This is a genomic window from Psychrobacter sp. DAB_AL43B (assembly GCF_900168255.1).
Lineage (GTDB): Bacteria > Pseudomonadota > Gammaproteobacteria > Pseudomonadales > Moraxellaceae > Psychrobacter.
The window spans coordinates 2,867,887-2,890,252 of the sequence record NZ_LT799838.1 but is presented as its reverse complement, the minus strand read 5'-3'; the positions used below and the strand labels follow the sequence as shown (position 1 = coordinate 2,890,252).

Annotated in this window: 20 protein-coding genes; 10 read left to right on the top strand and 10 right to left on the bottom strand. The window is 42.2% G+C overall.

Annotated elements, in window-relative coordinates; genetic code table 11:
* Nucleotides 1-151 precede the first annotated feature (151 nt).
* Together DABAL43B_RS12325 and DABAL43B_RS12320 are read left to right on the top strand one after the other, a co-directional pair.
* Nucleotides 152-1,573, top strand: coding sequence for a glutamate synthase subunit beta (locus DABAL43B_RS12325; RefSeq protein ID WP_079692668.1), 1,422 nt, complete (start codon nt 152-154; stop codon nt 1,571-1,573).
* Nucleotides 1,574-1,771: 198 nt separating this feature from the next.
* Nucleotides 1,772-3,007, top strand: coding sequence for an FUSC family protein (locus tag DABAL43B_RS12320; protein WP_079692667.1), 1,236 nt, complete (start codon nt 1,772-1,774; stop codon nt 3,005-3,007).
* 125 nt (nt 3,008-3,132) lie between these two features.
* Here the strand turns inward: DABAL43B_RS12320 and DABAL43B_RS12315 are convergent, their stop codons facing one another.
* Nucleotides 3,133-4,257, bottom strand: coding sequence for an ABC transporter substrate-binding protein (locus DABAL43B_RS12315; RefSeq protein WP_079692666.1), 1,125 nt, complete (start codon nt 4,255-4,257; stop codon nt 3,133-3,135).
* Between the two features lie 285 nt (nt 4,258-4,542).
* On the opposite strand from DABAL43B_RS12315, the gene DABAL43B_RS12310 reads away from it, so the two are divergent.
* From DABAL43B_RS12310 to DABAL43B_RS12300, 3 genes are all read left to right on the top strand, one after another.
* Nucleotides 4,543-5,340 carry a 3-oxoacyl-ACP reductase gene (locus DABAL43B_RS12310; protein WP_079692665.1) on the top strand — a complete coding sequence of 266 codons (798 nt, stop codon included), beginning with the start codon at nt 4,543-4,545 and terminating at the stop codon, nt 5,338-5,340.
* Between the two features lie 52 nt (nt 5,341-5,392).
* Nucleotides 5,393-5,659: a hypothetical protein gene (locus DABAL43B_RS12305; RefSeq protein WP_079692664.1), complete on the top strand. Its 267-nt coding sequence runs from the start codon at nt 5,393-5,395 to the stop codon at nt 5,657-5,659.
* A gap of 64 nt (nt 5,660-5,723) precedes the next feature.
* Nucleotides 5,724-6,518: a hypothetical protein gene (locus tag DABAL43B_RS12300; protein ID WP_145952538.1), complete on the top strand. Its 795-nt coding sequence runs from the start codon at nt 5,724-5,726 to the stop codon at nt 6,516-6,518.
* Nucleotides 6,519-6,590: 72 nt separating this feature from the next.
* Here DABAL43B_RS12300 and DABAL43B_RS12295 read toward each other — a convergent pair whose 3' ends face one another.
* The 3 genes from DABAL43B_RS12295 to parC form a co-directional block, all read right to left on the bottom strand.
* Entirely contained in the window at nt 6,591-7,385 is a 795-nt protein-coding gene (locus tag DABAL43B_RS12295; RefSeq protein WP_079692662.1) for a Cof-type HAD-IIB family hydrolase, read from the bottom strand.
* A 141-nt stretch (nt 7,386-7,526) separates the two neighbouring features.
* Complete coding sequence (locus DABAL43B_RS12290) at nt 7,527-8,168, bottom strand: SMI1/KNR4 family protein (protein WP_079692661.1); 642 nt, start codon at nt 8,166-8,168, stop codon at nt 7,527-7,529.
* A 48-nt stretch (nt 8,169-8,216) separates the two neighbouring features.
* Nucleotides 8,217-10,535: a DNA topoisomerase IV subunit A gene (gene parC / locus DABAL43B_RS12285; RefSeq protein ID WP_079692660.1), complete on the bottom strand. Its 2,319-nt coding sequence runs from the start codon at nt 10,533-10,535 to the stop codon at nt 8,217-8,219.
* A 713-nt stretch (nt 10,536-11,248) separates the two neighbouring features.
* Between parC and DABAL43B_RS12280 the strand changes: the two genes are divergently transcribed.
* The 5 genes from DABAL43B_RS12280 (at nt 11,249) to DABAL43B_RS12260 (ending at nt 17,756) form a co-directional block, all read left to right on the top strand.
* Nucleotides 11,249-12,979 (top strand): AMP-binding protein, encoded by a 1,731-nt coding sequence (locus DABAL43B_RS12280; protein WP_079692659.1) that lies wholly within the window; start codon nt 11,249-11,251, stop codon nt 12,977-12,979.
* A 474-nt stretch (nt 12,980-13,453) separates the two neighbouring features.
* Complete coding sequence (locus DABAL43B_RS12275; RefSeq protein ID WP_079692658.1) at nt 13,454-15,238, top strand: AMP-binding protein; 1,785 nt, start codon at nt 13,454-13,456, stop codon at nt 15,236-15,238.
* 236 nt (nt 15,239-15,474) lie between these two features.
* Nucleotides 15,475-16,191 (top strand): ribonuclease PH, encoded by a 717-nt coding sequence (gene rph / locus DABAL43B_RS12270; protein WP_079692657.1) that lies wholly within the window; start codon nt 15,475-15,477, stop codon nt 16,189-16,191.
* A gap of 74 nt (nt 16,192-16,265) precedes the next feature.
* Entirely contained in the window at nt 16,266-16,757 is a 492-nt protein-coding gene (locus tag DABAL43B_RS12265) for a hypothetical protein (protein ID WP_079692656.1), read from the top strand.
* Between the two features lie 237 nt (nt 16,758-16,994).
* Nucleotides 16,995-17,756 carry a hypothetical protein gene (locus DABAL43B_RS12260; protein WP_079692655.1) on the top strand — a complete coding sequence of 254 codons (762 nt, stop codon included), beginning with the start codon at nt 16,995-16,997 and terminating at the stop codon, nt 17,754-17,756.
* A gap of 265 nt (nt 17,757-18,021) precedes the next feature.
* Here DABAL43B_RS12260 and hemJ read toward each other — a convergent pair whose 3' ends face one another.
* The 6 genes from hemJ to DABAL43B_RS12235 form a co-directional block, all read right to left on the bottom strand.
* On the bottom strand, nt 18,022-18,456 hold the full coding sequence (gene hemJ / locus DABAL43B_RS12255) for a protoporphyrinogen oxidase HemJ (RefSeq protein ID WP_079692654.1): 435 nt from the start codon (nt 18,454-18,456) through the stop codon (nt 18,022-18,024).
* A gap of 76 nt (nt 18,457-18,532) precedes the next feature.
* Nucleotides 18,533-19,711, bottom strand: coding sequence for a biotin synthase BioB (gene bioB, locus DABAL43B_RS12250; protein WP_079692653.1), 1,179 nt, complete (start codon nt 19,709-19,711; stop codon nt 18,533-18,535).
* A gap of 212 nt (nt 19,712-19,923) precedes the next feature.
* Nucleotides 19,924-20,430, bottom strand: coding sequence for an SCP2 sterol-binding domain-containing protein (locus DABAL43B_RS12245; RefSeq protein ID WP_079692652.1), 507 nt, complete (start codon nt 20,428-20,430; stop codon nt 19,924-19,926).
* Between the two features lie 178 nt (nt 20,431-20,608).
* Nucleotides 20,609-20,989, bottom strand: coding sequence for an AciT family ciprofloxacin tolerance protein (aciT, locus tag DABAL43B_RS14415; protein WP_227516795.1), 381 nt, complete (start codon nt 20,987-20,989; stop codon nt 20,609-20,611).
* Nucleotides 20,967-21,017 carry a hypothetical protein gene (locus DABAL43B_RS14580; RefSeq protein WP_413771848.1) on the bottom strand — a complete coding sequence of 17 codons (51 nt, stop codon included), beginning with the start codon at nt 21,015-21,017 and terminating at the stop codon, nt 20,967-20,969. The genes aciT and DABAL43B_RS14580 overlap by 23 nt, the downstream gene beginning before the upstream one ends.
* Before the next feature lie 194 nt (nt 21,018-21,211).
* A complete protein-coding gene (locus DABAL43B_RS12235; protein WP_079692650.1) occupies nt 21,212-22,252 on the bottom strand; it encodes a DUF368 domain-containing protein in 1,041 nt (346 codons plus the stop codon).
* Nucleotides 22,253-22,366: the final 114 nt, after the last annotated feature.

Sequence of the window (22,366 nt, the reverse complement as noted above, 5' to 3'; positions counted from 1 at the left end):
TAGGTTAAGTTTGCAATCCAAATATGTTAAGCAGAGCCGTGACAGCAACGAAGTATTAGCGAGTTTTATTAATTTATCATATTAATTAGCCTCGTATACGTTGACTGTCAAAGCTTCTTATTGAAAAGCCTTATATAAAAGAGACAGCATCATGGTAAAGCGCTTAGACAATGATTTTCAGTTTTTAGATGTACCACGGCTTGAGCCGAGCAAAAAAGATATTGCCACTCGTGCCACCGAATTCGTGGAGATTTACAAACCGTTTGAAAGTGAGTCGGTCGCGCAGCAATCGCACCGCTGCCTTGAATGCGGCAATCCGTATTGTGAATGGAAATGTCCGGTACATAATTACATCCCGAATTGGCTGAAACTGGCGGCTGAAGGGCAGATATTTCAAGCAGCAGAGTTGTGTCATCAAACCAATACCTTACCTGAGGTTTGCGGTCGTGTCTGCCCGCAAGATCGTTTGTGCGAAGGTGCTTGTACGCTCAACGATGGCTTTGGTGCCGTGACCATTGGTAACGTGGAAAAATATATTAACGATACCGCCTTTGCACTCGGCTGGCGTCCGGATATGTCAGAAGTTATTTGGACAGATAAAAAAGTTGCCATTATCGGTGCAGGACCAGCAGGGCTTGGCTGTGCGGATATCTTAGTTAGAAATGGCGTTACCCCTGTTGTGTTTGATAAACGTCCTGAGATTGGCGGTTTATTAACCTTTGGTATTCCTGAGTTTAAAATGGAAAAAGACGTCATGCGCAATCGCCGCGTGGTATTTGAAGGCATGGGTATTGAGTTTCGCTTAGAGACTGAAATTGGTACCGACGTCAGTATCGATGAGCTACTCTCTGACTACGATGCAGTATTTATGGGCATGGGCACTTATACTTATATGCGCGGTGATTTCGCCGGTGAAGAGCTAGAGGGCGTTCATGATGCACTGGATTTTTTGATAGCTAACGTCAATCGCTGTAATGACTGGGAAAAAAATCCAGCAGACTATATCGATCTAAAAGGTAAAAAGGTCGTGGTGCTAGGTGGCGGTGATACGGCGATGGATTGTAACCGAACCAGTATCCGTCAAGGTGCAGAGCAAGTTATATGCGCTTATCGCCGTGATGAAGAAAATATGCCTGGCTCACGCCGTGAGGTGACCAATGCGCGCGAGGAGGGCGTTGAATTCTTATTCAACCGCCAACCAACCGAAATTATTGGCTTAAATGGTAAGGTTAATGCGGTTAAAGTAGTCACGACACATTTGGGCGCGCCAGATGAACGCGGTCGCCGTCGTCCTGAACCGATTATAAACTCTGAAGAGATTATTCCTTGTGATGCGGTGATTCTAGCTTTTGGCTTTCGTCCTAGTCCTGCCGATTGGTTTGAGACCCAGCAAGTAACGATGGATGACTCCGGTCGCGTTTTAGCTTTAGAGAAGCAAACGTTTAGGTTTCAAACCAGTAACCCTAAAATCTTTGCCGGTGGCGATATGGTACGCGGCTCTGATTTGGTGGTGACGGCCATTTGGGAAGGTCGCGAAGCTGCTGAAGGTATATTAGACTTTTTAGACGTCTAGTTTTCTACAGCAACAGAGCGCCAAGTATTAGCATATACTCATGTTTTTTGTATTATGTGCTAGCATGTTTGACCTTTAACGTCTTTTATCTTTTAATAGGTAAAAGGCGTTATTTTTTGATAATGGCTTTGTGCATTGCTAAATTTATAATCATTACTTAACGCTATTTTTATTCCTTAATTATAAGAGACGTCTTGCGTGAAACTAAATTTTTGGCAACGATTTACTGCACCGCTTATTGAGCCTTATGCCCGCTATCAGCATGCTGACGTCTTGCATGCGATACGTTTGGGTAGCGCCGTTCTCACTGCATTAGTGTTAAATGAGCTTACGAACCTGCCGCATGGTGAATGGACGACCATTACTGTGTTTGTGATATTGGGCTTGTTGCAGTATCAAGGGGCGATCTATACCAAGGCTAAAGAGCGAATATTGGGCACCTCACTTGGGGTGGTGGTCGGACTGAGTTTTTTATGGCTGATTCAAGATATCGGTGGTTGGTTGTGGTTGTATTATGCGCTGATTGGCATTATTAGCGGCATCATCGGTTATGTGGCGGTCAAGCAGTTGGGTTATATCGGTCTGTTAACGGGCATTACCATGCTTATGATTGTCTCGAGTCCTGATCACAGTAATATAGCGCAAGATGGTCTTTACCGCGCCTTTAATATTTTGCTTGGCGCTGGCGTGGCAGTAGCGGCGACCTTAGTTTTACCACTTAAATCTACCTTGATGTGGCGGTTTTTATTGGCAAGCAACCTTGAAACGTGCAGCAATCTGTATGCAGGGGTTGGAAATCATATTGATGCTGAGGTTTTGGTGCCAAAGCCGTTTAAATTTAGCAAGGCCACCAGCTTATCAAGTTTGACTTATCCTGCGAGCCGCTCTGTACCTGATACACCGGTTAATAAATCTTTGGTTAAGGCGTTACAAAAAATTAATAAGCGCCTGTTAGCCGTCCGTCCGCATATCGCGGCGACTGCCAGCGAATCAGGAATCGATAAAGAAACCCTAGAGACGATTCAGCGCACGCATCGTAATATTATCGGTACCATTGATTTGTTATTAAGTGCTGCGCCGCGCTTGGCTAATATTGAGATTGACGATGAAAATCATATTCTGCTCATACATTATCAACATGAATTGACGCAAGCGATGCAACATATGGCGGCAGTATTACGTAGCCCAAATGACGAAGTTTTTCGTCCCATTACCCGTATTGCGGTATCAGAATATCCAAGTGTAGAAAGTTTGGGCTTTGAGTGGCAAGGCTATTTTTGGTTGACCCAAACATTACAAGTACAGTTGCAGGGGCTCAGTGACTTATTACAAGCGACTCAAGCGCAATGGTTTGCTGCTTCTGGTCTGCGCTATCAGCGCCGCGAACAACGCCGAATTGAACATAAAGGTAGCGAAACTGATTTGCATTTATAAATACCAAATATCAATGCTAAATATCAATGCTAAATATCAATGCTAAAAAAACGCTGACCATTTAAAGTCAGCGTTTTTTTATGGGTGATATTCTAAGCTGTCTTTTGAGCTTAATAGCTAGATAATTAACGACCGGTTTTTAGCTTATCCCAATATTGCTGATAGACTTGCAACGCCTCATCACCGACATCTTCTTGGAATTCAGCTTTTGCTAATATTTCTTTGCTCGGATAGATGGTTGGATTATTTCTAACGTCCTCAGGCATCAATTCCCGAGCCGCGATATTAGGCGATGCATAGCCAATCTCTTCACTGACAATCTTAGAGTTCTCGGGACGCATTAGATAATCAATAAATTTATGCGCCGCATCGACCTGTTTGGCGTTTTTAGGAATGACGAAGTTGTCCATCCATAATATCGCGCCCTCGGTTGGGTATTTATAAACCAAGCTGGTCAGACCTTCGTTATTGGCGATGATTGCTTCACCATTCCACGTCATACCGACGCTCGTTTCGCCTTCCATATAGGGCATGCGCGAGGCGTCTGAGTTAAAAGTTTTGACGTTTGGCATCAAGGTCGTCAGCTTTTCATAGGCTGCCTTAATCTCATCAGGATTGCTGCTATTACCTGAGTAACCAAGGGTCAATAGCGCCATGCCAAACACTTCACGCATATCATTCATCAGCATCACTTGACCTTTAAACTCAGGACGCCATAAGTCATTCCAACTATTAACCGTAGCAGGATCAACCGTTTCGCCGTTGATAGCAAGACCGGTGCTGCCCCACATATAGGGAATCGAGTATTTGTTCTCTGGGTCAACTTTAGTATTAGTAAATGAAATATCGAGGTTTTTAAAGTTGCTTAATTTAGATTTATCAAGCTCTTGTAGCAGACCTTCTTTTGCCATTTTTTCGACATAATAAGTCGATGGAATCGCCAAGTCATATTGGCTCGAATCATCAAGCAGTTTTAATTTAGCGTACATTGCTTCATTTGAATCAAAGGTGGTGTAATTAACTCGAATGCCGGTCTCTTTAGTAAAGCCATCGAGAATCTCTTGTGGCATATACTCTGACCAGTTATAGAGATTGAGCGTGACATTACTGGGAGCAGCACTACCATCAGCCGCGGCATTGTCAGATTTGCTACAGCTAGCAAGCGAAAGCCCAATAGCAACGCACAACAGTGCTTTAGGTAGCATTCGGGTAAGGTTGCTAGTTGAAAGACTTGATGATAAATGGGACAAGATGGCTCTCCTAAATAGGGCAAAAAGATAAAAGTCGGGCACATGATACCGTTATAGTATATTCATTATACGGTTATGGTTATGCTAAGTCGAAATTTAAAGGGCAACTGCTTGAATTTGCTTAGTTTTAATTAAAGTATATAAAGGTAGTGAGAATAGCCCCACATTATGCAATTCGTTAATCATGCTATGATTGGCGCTGTCTAGTTTGTAGTGTCACTAAAATAAAGCCATTAAAATAAGCCTTGTTTTCTATAAGTATCAAATAATAAAGGATAAAACATAATGAATGAGATTCAAGCGACTATACCAGCATTATTGACCAATAAAGTCGCCATAGTTACAGGCGCGAGTCGTGGTCTCGGCGCGCAAATTGCTCAGCAAATGGCAGCGGCAGGCGCGATTGTTTGTGTTAATTATCTCAATAGTAAAGCGGCTGCTGAAACAGTCGTTGCTCATATCGAAGCGGCAGGTGGGCAAGCGTTTGCTTATCAAGGTGATGTGACTGACTTGGCACAAATGCAAGCGATGGCAGCGGAAGTTGTAGAACGTTTCGGGCGTATTGATATCTTGATTAATAATGCTTTGCCGAGCTATCAGTTCAACCCAAGTGCTGATTACACCAGTATTGAGACCGTTAAATGGGCGCATTTTTCTCAGCAAATAGATGGTATTGTCCAAGGCGCAGTTAATACCGTGCAAGCAGTATTACCGCAAATGAAAGCCCAGCAGATGGGCAAGATTATCAATATCTCAACCAATCTTGTTTATAATCCGGTGGTGACTTATTACGACTATACTACGGCAAAATCTGCGCTCATTGGTTTGACGCGTAATCTAGCGGCTGAGCTTGGACAATATGGTATCCGTGTTAACTTACTGGCAGGTGGACTGTTGAAAACTACTGATGCTAGTAAATTAACGACTGAAGAAGTGTTTGATTATATCGCCACGACGACGCCATTGCGCCAAGCAACCTCAGTTGCCGATTTTGCCAATTCAGTATTGCTAATGGCGTCAGACTTGAGTTCGGCTATCACTGGTCAATCTATTGCGGTTGATGGTGGTTTGACAATGCCGTAATGGTTCGATTATTTATGAGATAAATTTGAATCAATTGTAAAAGAGAGATGATATGAATAACCAAAAAATTGCTGGAATCATCACTGCTTTGATAGGTCTGTGCGCCATCATGGCATTTTTTAATACGGGTGGTATAGACACGCCACTTTTAAGCTGGCCATTAGAAACGTATTTGGGTGTGGCGTTTAGTATTGGTTGGTTGACCAATATGCCAACATTTTTGGCTTATCTAATCGCTGCATTAATATTCATTTTGATTGCTGTTGGCCTATACAAACTGGGTAGTTGGATTTATGGTTTGGTTATGGGGAGGGGTTAGAAGTTATTAAGAAACTAAACTATTTTAGTCTCTAAAAGATAAACGCAGCTGGAATTTATATATTTTGATAAATCATAAACACCAAGCTCGTATTGATGAGCTGATGGAGATTCTTCATCATGGAGTAGGGCTGAACGATGCCAGTATCAAAGGCACACTCAGCATTATGGGCAAAAAACTGACCAATGAGATACCGCTTGGCGCGGAGTCACCTACGTTTATTGCTCGAAAACGACTTATATTAATAGGACTGCAAGCAAAGCGGTTGAACGCTCTTTTAAAGTGCCTTGTCTCACTCATATCATTATTCATATTTGTAGTTATGATTTGGGCAGTCTATCCAAATGTAAAATGGTGGCTACTGCTTATTGTATTTATTTTAACTTATTGGTTGTATTCCTCAATTAGAGATGTTTGGCAGATTGGACGCTTAATTCCTGCCATAAAATCGATAGAACAAATTTATACTGATCCTATACTTAATGTCCAAAATCAGCGTGTCCACGATGTAGGCAAATATGCTCGTCAATTTGCCAAACCACGATTTATCACTCGTCTTATTGCTCTATTTATTATGGTGATGAGCGCATATTTGATGGTTATTTTCTATGCAGAAAAGCCGATGCAATTATTGGGGTTTTATTTCTTAGCGCCTTTTATGTTTATGATAGCTGTTGGACTAATATTTTATCCCATTAATAAAGTGGAAAATATGCACCTGTATGGCATTACCCAAATGCCATACAGGTATATGCCTTTTGGTTTTAAGTTGTGTTTGCTTATAGGATTAGTACTGAGTGTAGTGATGCTGGGAGCAGATTGGCTTGGTGTGGATGCGTTTAATCAATTTAAACAATAATGTAGGAGTAATTAAACGCAGTATAGCTAATATAATTTAAGCTTTTCTCTTTTACGATTTTTGAACTGACTGCTAGACTACAAGTAAATGCTCAACCACCGCTTGAATACCATGCTCTTCAATCGTACCAGTGACAAAATCTGCACGCTCTATAAGTTCTGCTTTTGCATCGCCCATTGCTACGGCAAACCCGACCAAATCAAACATCTCTAAATCATTCAATCCATCACCAAATGCCATGCAATCCTTCGCATCAATGGCGTAATGCTGGCATAAATCTATGATACCTCGTGCTTTGGACGCTTCTGCTGGCAAGATATCTGCGCCAATATGATGCCAATGTACCAGTTTTAAATCATCCTGAGCGAAATCAACCTCCTGCATTTTCTCTTCTTGGTTGTTAAAAAATACCGAGCATTGATAAACCGTATTGGCCTTATGATAATCTGGGTCAAGGATAGAGTTTGGCGTTATCGCATTGTATTCACGCAGACGCTCGTTCTCATGTGACCATGCAATATGAGTTGCTGAGTCAAATTTATGGATGAGTTCACTTTTTTGGCATAACAGTACAATTTTGTTGGTCTGCGTATCTGTTAATGGGTAATGACTAATCATGCCCTCTTTATTAAAGCTGTATTGTCCATTCATACAGATGATAGCATCTAGTACATCGGCATCTAGTAACGCTAAAATATCCGCAGGCAATATGGCTTTTGATCGTCCTGTCGAAATCACCAGTTTAATATCAGTCTTAGCTAGCGCTTCAAGCGTTGCTTGATTGTGCGCGGCGATAATACCGTTGCGGCTTAAGGTATCGTCGATATCAAAAAATATGATTTTGGGGGTGGGGGCTTTATTATTCATAGTGAGTTTAACAGTCCTATTATGTTAAATATTACCATCGCTAGTGATTTAAAACGTATTAACTATAAAGAAGTAGCGTGGTTGTAATAAAATGAATTCATGTGTTTTTGTTAATGTTATGTGGCTATCCATCATATGCCATCACTTTTGCTCAGGATAAATTTTTGCTAAAGCATCTAAAAAATGTCCGCTCTCGGGAGTAAGCATATTCAAACTTCTATCTTCATCATCTTCGATAGCTATATTAAAATTACTGTTGCCCAACTCTTTTACTAGCCATGATAGGAAGTCACTAACACTTTCGCTAGCCACAATTTTCCGCTCTTCATCACGACCAAAGTTAATTACTTGTCCAATGGTACCGAGCTTGTCTGGGTCTAAATCTATTCCTAGAAAGTTTCCGCCATGGTCGTGGGCAAATGGTACCCAAAATGGATTGCTATTAGCCTTTTTAACATAACCGTCAGGAGTTGATTTCATCCATTCACTCATCGAATTAAGTTCATCTTCTCCTAACTCTTCCATTATCTGTTTTTCTAACTCAATACTTTTAATAATTTTTTTGATAGGCATGAATTCTAAGCCATACCAAGGACCAGTAGCGGCATTACCCATTTGTCCATTATGCCATTGATATAACAAAATAAAATCTTCTGGTAAGCTTCTGCCAATTGTTTTTTCTAACAATTGAACTTCTTCTAAAGTAGCAGGCGGATGCAAATCTTTCACAACCTCAGGTAGATGCTTTGCGAGCCAGTTCTCAAATATGGTTAAATCTTCCATGATAAGTCCTTAATTAAGATTCATTTTTTAGTAGTTATATCGCTCTAACTACCTAACCACCTCAACACTCGTCACATTCTGAAAGCCTCTTGGCAGCTGACCGCCACGACTACCACGTTTCGCAGTATAGTTCGCTAAATCCATCGGTTTTAAGGTCACATGACGCTTGCCAGCAGTAATGATTAGGCTGTCTTGTTTACTGAGCGGCGTGATAGTCAGCACTTCTTCATCACCTTTTAGAGTAATCATTTTATTGCCTTTACCGCGAGCCTGCTCAGGCAAATCGCTCAGTGCAAAGATTAATAAATAGCCAGCATTGGTCACGACAGCGATATGGTCAGGAGTAGAGCTATTTTCGCTAGCAGAGTTGTCATTATTCTCAGAGCTTACAATCAAATCAGCTTGATCATCGATACGGGCGATAGGTAACAATCGGCTATTGGCAGCAAGGTTAATGATGTTTTTACCGGCTTTTTGATTACTATCTAAATTGCCAAGCGTATTGATAAAACCATAGCCTTGCGAGCTGGCTAAGATGATGCGCTGGTCATTGTCACCGGTTAACAATTGCTCAAAAGTTGCTCCTGCTGGCGGTTTTAAAACACTGGTGAGCGGATCGCCCTGACCACGAGCCGAGGCGAGGTTATGCGCATCGATACTATAACTGCGCCCTGTGCTATCGAGCACGTAGATTCTTTCATTCGATTTACCGCGGACGTGTGCTTGATAAGCATCGCCCGAGCGGTAGCTCATACCAGCAGCATCAACCTCGTGGCCTTTAGCAGCACGAATCCAACCGGCTTTCGATAGTACAGCGGTAATCGGCTCGCTTGGTACGAGGTCAGATTCTTTTAACGCTTGTGCTTCTTCGCGTTCTGCCAGTGGTGACACACGCTCGTTGCCGTGCTCTTTCATATCGGCGCTGAGCTCATCGATCATCAGAGTGGTCAAACTGTCTGGATTGTCCAAATACTCTTGAATAATAGCGCGTTCAGCAGCCAGCTCGTCTTGCTCGCGGCGCAGCTCAAACTCTTCAAGTTTTGCCAGTTGACGCAGACGAATATCCAAGATGGCATTGGCTTGAATATCGGTTAAATCATAATCTTGCATCAATGCTAATTTTGGATCGTCTTCTTCGCGAATAATGCGAATCACTTCATCAATATTTAGATAGGCAATTAGCAAACCTGCGAGAATATGTAAGCGCTTATCGATTTTATCGAGGCGATACTGCAAACGGCGCGTGACCACTGAACGGCGGCAAACGAGCCATTCTTCTAGGATTTCTTTAAGATTTTTAACCTGCGGTTTACCGTTTAAGCCAATCATATTCATATTGACGCGGTAATTACTTTCTAGATCAGTACTGGCAAACAGATGACTCATCACGCGATCGACATCGACTCGCGTTGAGCGCAGCTCTAAGACGATACGGCAAGCATTTTCGTGGTCTGATTCATCATGAATGTCAGTAATCCACGGCAGCTTTTTATCGGTCATCAACTTGGCTATTTGCTCTTGGATTTTATTACCTGAGACTTGATAAGGGAGGGCATCGATGATGACGAGATTTTTCTCTTTAGGATCAATATGAAAGGTCGCGCGCATTTTATAGCTGCCACGTCCACTTTCATACATGGCTTGCAAGTCTTTTTTGCTAGTGATGATTTCGGCAGGCGTCGGCAAATCAGGTGCTGGTATCGACTGGGTAAGCTGCTTAACCGATAGCTCAGGGTTTTTAAGCAGACGGATAGCGGCGCGAACCACTTCATTGAGGTTATGCGGTGGAATATCCGTTGCCATGCCAACGGCGATACCGGTCGTACCGTTTAATAAAATATTGGGCAGACGGGCGGGCAGGGTGGTCGGCTCTTGCATGGTGCCATCGAAGTTATCTTGCCAATCGACCGTACCTTGACCGAGCTCTGCGAGTAACGTATTGGCATAAGCGGACATCTTAGCTTCGGTATAACGCATGGCGGCAAAAGATTTCGGATCATCTGGGCTACCCCAGTTACCTTGACCGGTAATCAATGGATAGCGATAGCTGAACGGCTGTGCCATGAGTACCATCGCTTCATAACAAGCACTATCGCCATGCGGATGATATTTACCCAGCACATCACCGACCGTCCGCGCAGACTTTTTCGCTTTCGCTGTTGATTTTAGCCCTAGCTCGCTCATCGCATAGATGATACGGCGCTGGACAGGCTTTAGACCATCGGCAATATTTGGCAGCGCCCGATCCATAATGACGTACATCGCATAGTTGAGATAAGCTTGCTCAGTGAATTCCGCCACAGAGCGTGTATCCATCGGTTCGCTTGGAATTATTGGGGCAATCGCATTATCAATAACATCGGACATAAAATAGGATTCACTTATAAGTTTTTAATAGGTATAAACAATCGGTTCAATTGGGTAAATAAGATAGTGCTATCGTAAAGGATATTGGCATAATTAAAAAGGTGTAAGTCAGTATAGACGACAGTGCATGACGTGCTGAGCATGCCGTTTCTATTTAGCATAACGTTTTGGTTGATAGCTTTTACAAAATAAGGTAAGTATAGTTAATCTAACTGTTTTTTATCATTTTACTTGTTTTTATTATCCTACTTATAGTATTGGCTTTTTAATCAACGCGACCTTAACAAGGTTAATAATGATACAGTCGATTTAAGCAAGCTGGGTAAAGGCTAAGCGTTTATCGTTTTATTAAATACTGCTTTCAAAGCTCAATAGAATTTATATCACAATAGACGATAAATGTTTATCAATAATAGGTGGCTTATTTAGCTGTAATGAGGCTTAACTCACTGATATAAATAAAAATATGCATCGTCAAGCTACTTTGCGAACTCAAGTAGCATTTTTTTATATTGAGTAGTTTGTACAAAGTGTGTATGTTAAACAACAAAGGGCCATTTACCGCTAAATTGTTGACTCATGGCCGTACCTTTATACCGCTAGCCTCGCTCGCCATCATAGTGGTTAGCTTGTGCGCCGGGTCTTCGTACGTTTATCACATTGTGATTATTATGGGTTTACAGTAGCGCACTATTATTAGGAGCAGTAAGATTATGGAAAATCAAGGTAACCAAATTCGTCGTAATGACAAAGTATGGGTTAAAACTTACGAAAAGCTTGGTATCCAGTACGATATCGATATGCCAGCTGCCAATACCTCGTTAATCGATATATTTGAGCAGAATTTTACTAAGCACGCTGGTAAAACAGCGTTTGTCTGTATGGATGTAAAGCTCTCCTACGAAGATTTAGATCGCTATAGCAAACAAATCGCTGCCTACTTGCAGTCCCTGGGCCTGAAAAAAGGCGATAAAGTCGGCGTTATGATGCCAAATATTTTGCAGCTACCGGTTGCAGTATTGGGTGTGCTGCGTGCTGGCATGACCTTGGTCAACGTCAATCCACTTTATACCTCAAAAGAGCTTGAGCACCAGCTAACAGATTCTGATACCAAAGCATTGTTCATTTTAGAGAACTTTGCCAAAACTTATGAAGATATTGGTAAAAACTTGGTTGACCATGTCGTTGTGACGTCGATGGGCGACTTGATGAGTCCGTTAAAAGGCTTTATTGTCAACATGGTCGTGCGCCATGTGAAAAAGTTGGTACCTGATTATAATCTTAAAAATAGCACCAACTTTAAAACGGCACTTAATCGCTTTTCGGCCAAAAAATATAAGCGTCCAGATAACATCTGCCTTGATGATATTGCGGTTTTGCAATATACCGGTGGAACCACAGGCGTCGCCAAAGGCGCGATGCTCACGCATGGCAACTTAGTGGCTAACCTGATTCAGTGTGATACGTATCTTGGTGATGCTTTTGATAAGTTTGAAGGTATGGCTGAGCAGCCTGTCATTATGACGGCCTTGCCGCTATACCATATCTTCTCATTTACGGTTTGCGGCATGTTCGGCTTATATCGCGGCTGTATCGGACTATTGGTGCCAAACCCACGTGACGGTGCCAGCTTAATAAAAGCTTATAAAGATTACCCACCGGCGTTTTTCCCAGCAGTCAATACCCTATTCAACGCGTTGGCAAATAGTGAGGTATTTAAAGCCTTAGATCATAGCAAGCTTGAGATGTCTATGGGCGGCGGCATGGCGGTTTTAAAAGATACGGCTGACAAATGGCAAAAAATTACCGGTAATGTGATCGTACAAGGTTATGGTCTGTCAGAGACTTCACCTGTGGCGTCAGCAAACCCGGAAGGTACCGGCGAATTCTCAGGTAATATTGGCCTACCAATGCCTGCGACTGAGATGGCTATCTTGGATGAAGAAGGTAATGAAGTTCCACTTGGCGAGCGCGGCGAAATTTGTGTTCGTGGTCCACAAGTGATGAAAGGCTACTGGAAGCGTGATGATGCCACTGCTGAAGTCATGACCTCTGATGGTTATTTCCGTACTGGTGATATCGGCGTGATGGATGAAGAAGGTTACTTTAAAATCGTTGATCGCAAAAAGAATATGATTTTGGTATCAGGCTTCAACGTTTATCCAAACGAAGTAGAAGATGTGATGTCAGCTCATCCAAAGATTTTAGAATGCGGCGTCATCGGTATCGATGATGAAAAGAGCGGCGAAGTACCGAAGATTTATGTGGTACGTAGTGATGACAGTCTAACGGTTGAAGATGTCCTCGCTTACGGCAAAGAGCATCTAACCGGTTATAAGCGTCCGCGTTATGTTGAGTTTATCGATGAGCTACCAAAATCGAACGTTGGTAAGATTTTACACAAAGATCTACGTGTGCTTGAAGAAAAGAATCATGGTAAATAGTTTACCATCAAGTTTAGAGTAGCTTTTAGCCATCTTTATCGCTGATAGGAATGGCTATAAAAGATGATAAGGTCGCTTGTATAAGCCCTTATCATTTTTTTTATTTTTCTATTATGATTTGGTAGTATCCATAGAGAATTGTCCGCAAAACTGCTATAGTTCGTGCCGATATATTTTGGTATTGAACGATAAAAGTGCGTGGTTTTTAGACTTTTTGAGCCCAAAGCCTTCACAAAATTATCGGCATAAAGCGATTGAGTAAGGTCATTTTTATCGGTCTTTATAGTAGATAATAAATTTAGTATCAAGGTAATAACTTTTGATTTAAAAAATTTGTGAATGACAAAATCTATTCGCTTATGAGCGAAGAGGCTTCTTATTCACAAGTTTTTGATTTTATAAATGAGTGACTAACGACCACGGTGATTTAATTAGATATATTCTATATTTTAACGGTAATATTTAGGGAAGATTATGACGGACAGTATCAATAAAGAAACCACAGACCATAAAGCTGCTCACAACGCTCAATCAATGGCTGGAACTAACGTATTTCCTACCATGCCGACGATAGCGAGTGACAGACCGTGGCTGAGTGCTTATGAGCGCTATGGTATCGAAGCGACGATCGATATGCCAGATGACAGTACATCTTTACTTGAGGTGTTCGAGCGTAACACCAGCCGTTATGGTCAAAAAACTGCCTATATTTGTATGGGTGCGTCCATCACGTTTAAGCAATTAGATTTATACAGTCGTCAAATTGCCAGCTATTTGCAGTCATTAGGCTTGGTTAAAGGCGACAAAGTTGCGGTGATGATGCCCAATATTTTGCAGTATCCAATCGTCATGCTGGGTATTATACGTGCCGGTATGGTTTTGGTTAACGTCAATCCTTTATATACCAGCCGTGAATTGTCGCATCAGCTCCATGATAGTGGCGCCAAAGCTTTATTTATCGTCGAAAACTTCGCCAAGACCTACCAAGACGCTGAAGATAAAGGTCAAGTTAAGCATGTCATCGTTTGTAAGCTTGGTGATATGTTGGGGCTAGTAAAAGGCACTGTGGTTAATCTTGTAGCACGCCATGTCAAAAAAATGATACCCGCTTATCGTTTACCAGAAAGTACCAGCTTTAAGCAGGCATTAAATGCAGTCTCAGCCAGCAAATATAAGCGTCCTGATTTGAATTTAAGCGATGTGGCGTTATTGCAATATACGGGCGGTACCACAGGTGTTGCCAAAGGCGCGATGCTTTCGCACGGTAACTTAGTCGCCAATATGCTACAGATTAGCGCGTTAATGAGTAGTGCTTTTGAGGATGATGTAGATTCGGATGATGTTATTTTGACCGCACTACCGCTATACCATGTGTTCTCATTTATGGTTTGTGGCATGTATGGCATGTATGAAGGTTGTGCTAGTTTGTTGATTCCAAATCCGCGTGACCTTGATGGTTTGATTAAAGAGATGGCTAAATATAAACCGGCCTTTATCCCAGCGGTCAATACCTTGTTTAACGGTCTAGTACATAAAGAAGGCTTTGCAGATTTAGATTTTTCTAGCCTAAAAGCCTCTATCGGTGGCGGCATGTCCGTATTACCAAGCGTGGCAAAAGAGTGGCATAAAATTACGGGTCTACCAATTGTTGAAGGCTATGGCTTGTCTGAAACCTCACCAGTGGTTGCCTTTAACCCAATGACTATCGCTGAATTCACCGGAAAAATTGGTATTCCTGCGTCTAGCACCGATATCATCTTGATTGATGATGATGAAAATGTGGTCGCACTAGGTGATCGTGGTGAAATCTGTGTCAAAGGTCCACAAGTCATGATTGGCTATCAAAATCGGCCAGAAGAAACGGCTGAGACCTTTACTGCCAGTGGTTATTTAAAAACCGGCGACATCGGTATCATGGACGAAAAAGGCTTTATTAAAATCGTTGATCGCAAAAAAGACATGATTTTGGTCTCTGGTTTTAACGTCTATCCAAATGAAATCGAAGAAGTCATGAGCGAGCATCCAGCGGTAGTAGAGTGCGGCGCGATTGGTATTCCAAATGATGACCGCGGTGAAGATCCAAAGCTGTTTGTGGTCAAAAAAGGTGACGTTACCGAGCAAGAACTGCTTGATTTTGGCAAAAAGAACTTGACCGGCTATAAGCGTCCGCGTCATATTCAATTCGTTGATGAATTACCAAAATCAAACGTGGGTAAAATCCTGCGTAAAGAATTGCGTAAGATGGAAGGTTTAGAATAACTTTTACGACTATTCTTATCCAAAACAACGGTGCGATAGCTTGTGTGAATCTTGCTATTGCACCGTTGTCACGTTAGGATAACCTAATATTTAGCGCTGTTAGTGCACTCAGTTATCATTTATTTCAAAATATAAATTTTCTGTAAATACCGACTGGCTAACCAAATAACCATGAATATAAACCTAAACCTTTTATTTTATAACACTGCTTTTACAACCTCGTACTAGGGAATTTTATGCGTATTGACAACCGTGAGCTTAACCAACTTCGCTCAATCAGCTTTGAGCGCCATTATACTAAGCATGCCGAAGGGTCAGTATTGGTCAGCTTTGGCGATACCAAAGTACTGTGCACCGCTAGTGTTGAATCTGGCGTACCGCGCTGGCTCAAAGGTAAAGGCAAAGGCTGGATCACTGCCGAATATGGCATGTTGCCACGCGCGACCAATACCCGTAATCAGCGTGAAGCGGCACGTGGTAAGCAATCAGGTCGTACGCAAGAAATCCAGCGTTTAATCGGTCGTAGCTTACGTGCCATGATTGATTTGAGCAAGCTTGGTGAAAACACCATTTACCTTGATTGTGATGTCTTGCAAGCCGATGGTGGTACGCGTACTGCTAGTGTGACTGGTGCAGCAATTGCGCTTATTGATGCGTTAGAGAGCATCCAAAAAACCAAAAAACTTAAAGCGGATCCACTAATTGGTTTGGTTGCTGCGGTTTCTGTCGGTATGAAAGATGGCGAAGCCTATCTGGATTTGAATTACGAAGAAGATGCCAGCTGTGATACTGACCTAAATGTGGTGATGACCCAAAAAGGCGAATTCATTGAGCTGCAAGGTACGGCAGAAGAAAAGCCATTCACTCGCGCGCAAGCTGATGATATGCTGATTCTTGCCGAAAAAGGTATCGCTGAGCTTATTGCCATGCAAAAAACTGCACTCGGCTGGTAGTAATGTAGGACAGCTATACCAATTGCTCAACGCTTTTCAATCATCCTCTCACGCTCTTTAACAGGTATTAATCCATGCTTAAGCTGACTGATGACGGCGCTAAAATTACCTTACAAGGACAGCCCCAAGCATTAGATAATGGGTTGTTTTGGTTTGGCGCGGCGTTATTGGTAGGCGCAGTAGCCGTAGCGCTGGCGATGAGTTTGTTGCCGGTACGATGGTCTATTGGTGCGCTAGCATTGCTGATTATCGGTAGCTTCTTTTTTAATCGGCAACGCCAACAGCGCAAAAAAGCCATGACGGGTGTGATTAATAGCGGCATATTATGGGTGCGCGCTGGTGAGCTGGTACATGACAATCAAGGTAAACGTATACCTATCCAGCTGGATGACGGTGATAAAATTAGTCTAATTGGTGAGCAATTAGAAATCGTTGATGGTGATGCTAAACGTAAGTATCACATCAGCGGCTTTGATAATATCCAAGAAGCCACTGCTGCCAAAGCTATCTTACAAGGTCAAGCACTGACGAAACGTCATGTCACCATCAAAATGAGCAACGATTAGCGCCTTTATTATTAAAGGAATTTTTAATCCCAAAAGCTTTTTTAACCTGTCTATCTCGCCTCATTCATTGACCGCTTATCATTATAATTATACCTTTTAGCGCTTACTTAGGAGTGATAAGGCTTGCAGACTCCTGCCCAAATGGTTTATAAGTAAGATTGAAAATCTCATCATACTTATAATTGATACGGTTATCACTACTACTGTTATTGATACTCTATTGACAAGGAGCTAGTCATGTCGCGTTTGCCCATTTGGTCAATCACAACGTCGTGCAGTGCATTATTGCTTACTCTGGGCGCGGTTGGTCAAGTTCATGCCGATAGCATGAGTAGTCTAATTGCCCAAAAGTCCGCTCAACCCGATTATAGCGCCCGCTATACACCATCGTACCCTGCTGTTCCTGCTGCTAAAATCAGTACGCGCTCCACTATCCAACGTGCTGGTGCTGGTAACTATCGCTCAAATGCTGCGAATACTCAGCCAGCTGTTAACACTGCTTATCGTTATCCTGAGGTACAAGCAAAAATGCCGACGGTATTACCGGCATTTTTATCGGGTAATTATGATAATGTCGATAGCGAGTATCTACCGCTATTGAGCAATGCTGAGACGCAAAGTAGTCTTGCTGCCCGTGAAGTGATTAGCATTGCCCGTAAAATGGCGCTAAACGAGCGTACGATTATTCAAGGCGGCTGCTGGGATTATCTGAATGCCGTGTTTAAACGAGCAGGGGTGACCCGCGACACCATACACAAAGGCACTTACGGTCAAGGTCCTTATGCCAATAGTGGCGAGATTGAAGTCGGTGATTGGCTCTATTATATCAACCATGGCTATAATGGGGTCGAGCATAGTGGCTTGTTTGTAGGCTGGGTTGATGAGCAAGCTAAGCAAGCACTGATATTAAGCTATGCTGGCGAAAGCCGACGTGAACCTGCGCGCTATCGTGTTTATGATTTAAGTAATGTCTATCAAATCATGCGTCCGAACGTTTAATATAGATTATTAATTTGCATGATTTAATATAGAGTCGATTCACTATAAAAAGAATACAGTATTGCTGGTATGAATTTTTCGAAGCCTCTGTCTGACTAAGTGCACAGCAAGCGAGAAGAATTTATACCAGCAGAATATTGTGACAATAGTATGTGTTTTCTTTTGAACTGACTATATTTAATTTATTTAGACATAAAAAAGCGTCCGTCACTTTATTAAGTGATGGACGCTTTTTTATTAAATATTACTTCTATTAAAGCTCATGTTAGAAAGGTTTAACGACCACTAAAATAACAATAATTACTAAAGCAAAGACGGGTACTTCATTAAACCAGCGCCAAAAAACATGCGACTTATATTGTGGCCTATCGACGAGCTTTTTACGATAAAAACCGCAGGCGCCATGATAAGCGGACAATAGAACCACTAAGAAAATCTTTACGTGTAGCCAACCTTGGGTTTTGTAGACATCCCAGCCTAAAAATACCATCCATAAACCAAAAGCCCAAGTCGCTATCATAGATGGCGTCATGATACCGCGATATAGCTTGCGCTCCATGATAATAAAGCGGTCGTGACTGACCTTGTCATCGCTCATGGCATGGTAGACAAATAAGCGCGGCAAGTAGAAAATTGCTGCAAACCAAGTCACCACTGAAATAATATGTGCTGCTTTAATCCAGTTAAAATAATCTGCCATGCTAGAGTCTCTCTGGTTATTTTTAACAATAATAAATGCGGGCAAGCTTAGCGCAGATTATCTCATAATGGTAGCGTTAAGCCAAAACTACTCCGCCCAAATCAGCCGAAATGACTTGTGATTGATGACCGCTCATAGCGTCCACAACAGGTACTTGCTTAGGTGCACGAGGGGCTGCAAACTGCTTCGTCAAACCAAGCTCACGCATCAATCTATCGTCACCTGATTGGCTAGCATTGCCGGTAGTGAGTAGTTTATCACCATAAAAAAATGAGTTAGCACCCGCCATAAATGCCAATGCTTGCTCAGAATCGGACAAGCTTTCACGTCCAGCAGATAAACGTACATAACTGCTCGGACAGCAAATACGCGTCACGGCAATGGTACGAATCCATTCAAGGACTGACAGCTGACCTTCTGCAAGCACGCGATCGCCAATCGGTGTTCCTGCAATAGGAACTAATAAATTGACCGGAATAGATTCAGGTGCTTTTGGCATCTTAAGCAGTTCATGAACCCAGTCAATACGGTCATCACGGCTTTCACCCATACCGACAATATTGCCGCTACAGACATTGATGCCCGAATTGCGTACGTTTGCAATAGTATCCAGACGCTCATCATAGCTGCGCGTACTGACCACTTGCTCATAATAGCTTCTTGAGGTATCCAAGTTATGATTATAATAATCCAGTCCGGCATCTGCTAATTGCGTCGCTTGCTCCGTATCAAGCATTCCCAAAGTCATGCAAGTTTCAAGCCCTAATGCTTTCACTTCTTTGACCAGCTCAACCACATAAGGCATGTCTTTCGCGCTTGGATGCTTCCATGCGGCGCCCATACAAAATCGCGATGAGCCAGTGGCTTTAGCACGTTTGGCAGCGGCAATTACCTTATCAACGTCTATGCGCTTTTCGGCTTGTAGCTTTGTAGTATCACGGTGATGACCGGATTGTGAGCAGTAGCCGCAATCTTCAGGACAGTTGCCAGTTTTGATAGATAATAAGGTGCTAATTTGCACTTCATTAGCGTTGAAGTTCTGACGATGGATAGTCTGTGCTTGTAGTAATAAATCCATTAATGGTAAATCGAATAATTGGCCAATCTGCTCGCGACTGTGTTTTTTTATGATTGTTTCAGTCGCTTTAGTCGATTTAGTGGCATCGGTTGTCAATGTCGCTAGAAAGTCATTGTTAGCGTTTATCTGATTATTAAGTGTGTCGCTAGGTTCTGAGATACTAAGTAATCCTGCCATCATATAAATCCTTTTATAAACATAGTAAGCATTAACGTATAAGGTAAGTGTGAATGTATTTTATTTATTTTAATTTTGAGAAGATAAAATTTTAAGCAGTATAATTTAAAGAAAAAAAGGTTGCGGTATAGTATACCGCAACCTTTTTAGAAAATCAGAACCCTGCTAAATGGTCAATCAGATCCATAATAGCAGCTGCCTGTTTGCTCGATCTATTTACCTAACTTGTGCTTAGCAACACCGACCCAATGGTTGGCAAACTGCTGTGCTTTATAAGCGTAAGGTTTGGCTTTTTGGATATACGGTTTATATTCTTCTGGAATGGCTGGCACGATATGTTTGGCAAGCTTATTGAACCACATCATTAGGCTATAATCGCCTTCTATGCTTAAGTTGCCTTCTTGCACGGCAGTCATAAAGGCAGGAAGATTACCTTTGGTTAAAAGCTTAACGCCTGTCATCGAGTCTTTGAAGTTAATAGTAAGGTCGGCTGCTTTAGCATGACCACTATGTTGGCTAAATTGACCATTATCGAAGCTAAAATGACGCGCAACATCAGATTCAGTACTGGCAAACTCAATCGTTACTTTACGATCCGCAAATAGCGCTTTGACATCTTCGTTATCGCTATCAGCAAGCATAGACAAACGATAACCAATCACCGTCAACAAAACATCTAATGGATCAGACTTGATATCTAAAACAGGTACAGTAAACATAATCGAACTCCTAAAGAATGAGAAATGAGACGCAAAATAATGGGTACTTTATAACAATTTTTGCGACAAATATATAATTACATTATAAACGATTGCTAGGTGTCAATTCTTTAGTAGTTACGTAGAGAGCTTTAAGTATCTTGTAACATTCGATGACGTTAGTAGGATAGGCACATTCTCAATGAAAGCGTGGCTGATAATCGTCATCATAGACAGGCGTGTGCTCAATATAGCGTGCCGCTTCCAATTCTCGCTGCTTCTTGATGGACTGACTGACATCTTCATAACGCAGCGCCCGATATAACACCCAAGCGCCTAGCGGCAGCCAACTGATACCCATCGCGACCACGTAATTGTGCCATTCTGATAACACAAACCAATGCGTTAATAAGCTATCAATGACTTCAACGGCTAACCAATACAGCATCCCACCGAACAGATACCATAGTAACCAGCGCTGCGACGATAAAGCAAGCGCCACGACTGAGCCTATAAGTAGACCATAACCCAATATTGCACTTGTGCTCCACGGCTCACTACCAAAAGTGGAAAGTATTATTAATAACATTGTTCATCTCGCTCTTCATAAGGTGAATTCCAACAAGGCTATTATGGAAGTTTAAAACACAAAGCTAAAGAGGCTGAGGGCGACTTTGCGACAACAGCTGACGTTTGGTTTTTTAGATTGATTTATAAAAACACACGGTAAATTTTGCAGCGACAGCCATTAAAAAAGCGCCACAATGATGGGCGCTTTTTTAGTAAAAGTAGAACAAATTTCTTAAGGACGAATACTACGGCGACCCCAAAATGCTAACGCTGTCACTAATATGGCACCCAATAGCATCAAACCTAAAGTGGTCAACCAATGCGCGCCAGTAGGATACTGCCACGGCATGACGTTATTGATTGCTTCGCTGTTTAGTGTACCTAGGGCATCGGTTTTCCATGGCCATACTTTGACTAAGGAGCCTGCGATAAAACCAATCAGCAAGGCTAGCGTTGCTTGATAATAACGCGATAGTAACCATTTGAGCATGCGGGTAAACAGCAACAGCCCCGTTGCCATACCAGCAACGACAGTAAAGATAATGGCAAAGTTCAAGGTATGTACGGCTTCAAGTACCGTATTATAAGCGCCCATTAATAGTAAAATAAACGAGCCTGATATACCAGGTAGTATCATCGCGCAAATAGCAATAGCGCCGGCAAAGAACAGATAGGGTAAGCTTGGCGTGGTGGTCATTAAAGGCAGACTACTGATGATAATAGCGCTACCCATCCCAAGCAGGAACAATAGCGCCCGTCCGATATTCCAGCGCTTAATCTCAGTTAATAACAGAAAAACAGTCGCGATAACCAAACCAAAAAAGAATGACCAAATCATCAAAGGCTGGTTGTCCAATAAATGCTTGATCATACCGGCTAACGTTACAAGACTGGTGGCGATACCGAGCAATAAGCACAATAAAAAAGTGGCATCGACTTGTCGCCATACTGCCAGTAAGCCTTTGATACCGCCTTCTTGCCGAAATATCTGCCAAAAATTTGGACCAATACTACTTAAGGCATTAATTAAGCGCTCGTAAATGCCAGCAATCAGCGCGATCGTACCGCCAGAAACACCCGGTACAATGTCAGCTGCGCCCATAGCGATACCCTTGACGTAGACACCCAATAGCTGCTTTGGATTATCATTATAAATAGGCGTGCTATCTTTAACTAAATGTTCGTTATTTAAGTGCTGTTTATCTAAAGCTTGCTTATCTAAATCATCGGAAGATGACGGCGCATCTGGCCGTGGTGATTGTGATGCCGTCATGGACATTCCTTTCTTGTTTGACAATGTAAAAGTGAGGGTAACGTTTGGCGGCATAATAGCACCAAAAACACCGTATAAAAGAGAGAGTAAACTACAAAAGCTAGGTCAATGAAA

What these genes read in the sequence shown, in the direction of transcription:
- DABAL43B_RS12295 (WP_079692662.1), bottom strand. Translation starts at nt 7,385, where the DNA reads ATGAATAATAAAGCCCCCACCCCCAAAATCATATTTTTTGATATCGAC.
- parC (WP_079692660.1), bottom strand. Translation starts at nt 10,535, where the DNA reads ATGTCCGATGTTATTGATAATGCGATTGCCCCAATAATTCCAAGCGAA.
- DABAL43B_RS12245 (WP_079692652.1), bottom strand. Translation starts at nt 20,430, where the DNA reads ATGTTTACTGTACCTGTTTTAGATATCAAGTCTGATCCATTAGATGTT.
- DABAL43B_RS12280 (WP_079692659.1), top strand. Translation starts at nt 11,249, where the DNA reads ATGGAAAATCAAGGTAACCAAATTCGTCGTAATGACAAAGTATGGGTT.
- DABAL43B_RS12235 (WP_079692650.1), bottom strand. Translation starts at nt 22,252, where the DNA reads ATGACGGCATCACAATCACCACGGCCAGATGCGCCGTCATCTTCCGAT.
- rph (WP_079692657.1), top strand. Translation starts at nt 15,475, where the DNA reads ATGCGTATTGACAACCGTGAGCTTAACCAACTTCGCTCAATCAGCTTT.
- hemJ (WP_079692654.1), bottom strand. Translation starts at nt 18,456, where the DNA reads ATGGCAGATTATTTTAACTGGATTAAAGCAGCACATATTATTTCAGTG.
- DABAL43B_RS12310 (WP_079692665.1), top strand. Translation starts at nt 4,543, where the DNA reads ATGAATGAGATTCAAGCGACTATACCAGCATTATTGACCAATAAAGTC.
- DABAL43B_RS12260 (WP_079692655.1), top strand. Translation starts at nt 16,995, where the DNA reads ATGTCGCGTTTGCCCATTTGGTCAATCACAACGTCGTGCAGTGCATTA.
- DABAL43B_RS12265 (WP_079692656.1), top strand. Translation starts at nt 16,266, where the DNA reads ATGCTTAAGCTGACTGATGACGGCGCTAAAATTACCTTACAAGGACAG.
- DABAL43B_RS12275 (WP_079692658.1), top strand. Translation starts at nt 13,454, where the DNA reads ATGACGGACAGTATCAATAAAGAAACCACAGACCATAAAGCTGCTCAC.
- DABAL43B_RS12305 (WP_079692664.1), top strand. Translation starts at nt 5,393, where the DNA reads ATGAATAACCAAAAAATTGCTGGAATCATCACTGCTTTGATAGGTCTG.
- DABAL43B_RS12325 (WP_079692668.1), top strand. Translation starts at nt 152, where the DNA reads ATGGTAAAGCGCTTAGACAATGATTTTCAGTTTTTAGATGTACCACGG.
- bioB (WP_079692653.1), bottom strand. Translation starts at nt 19,711, where the DNA reads ATGGCAGGATTACTTAGTATCTCAGAACCTAGCGACACACTTAATAAT.
- DABAL43B_RS12290 (WP_079692661.1), bottom strand. Translation starts at nt 8,168, where the DNA reads ATGGAAGATTTAACCATATTTGAGAACTGGCTCGCAAAGCATCTACCT.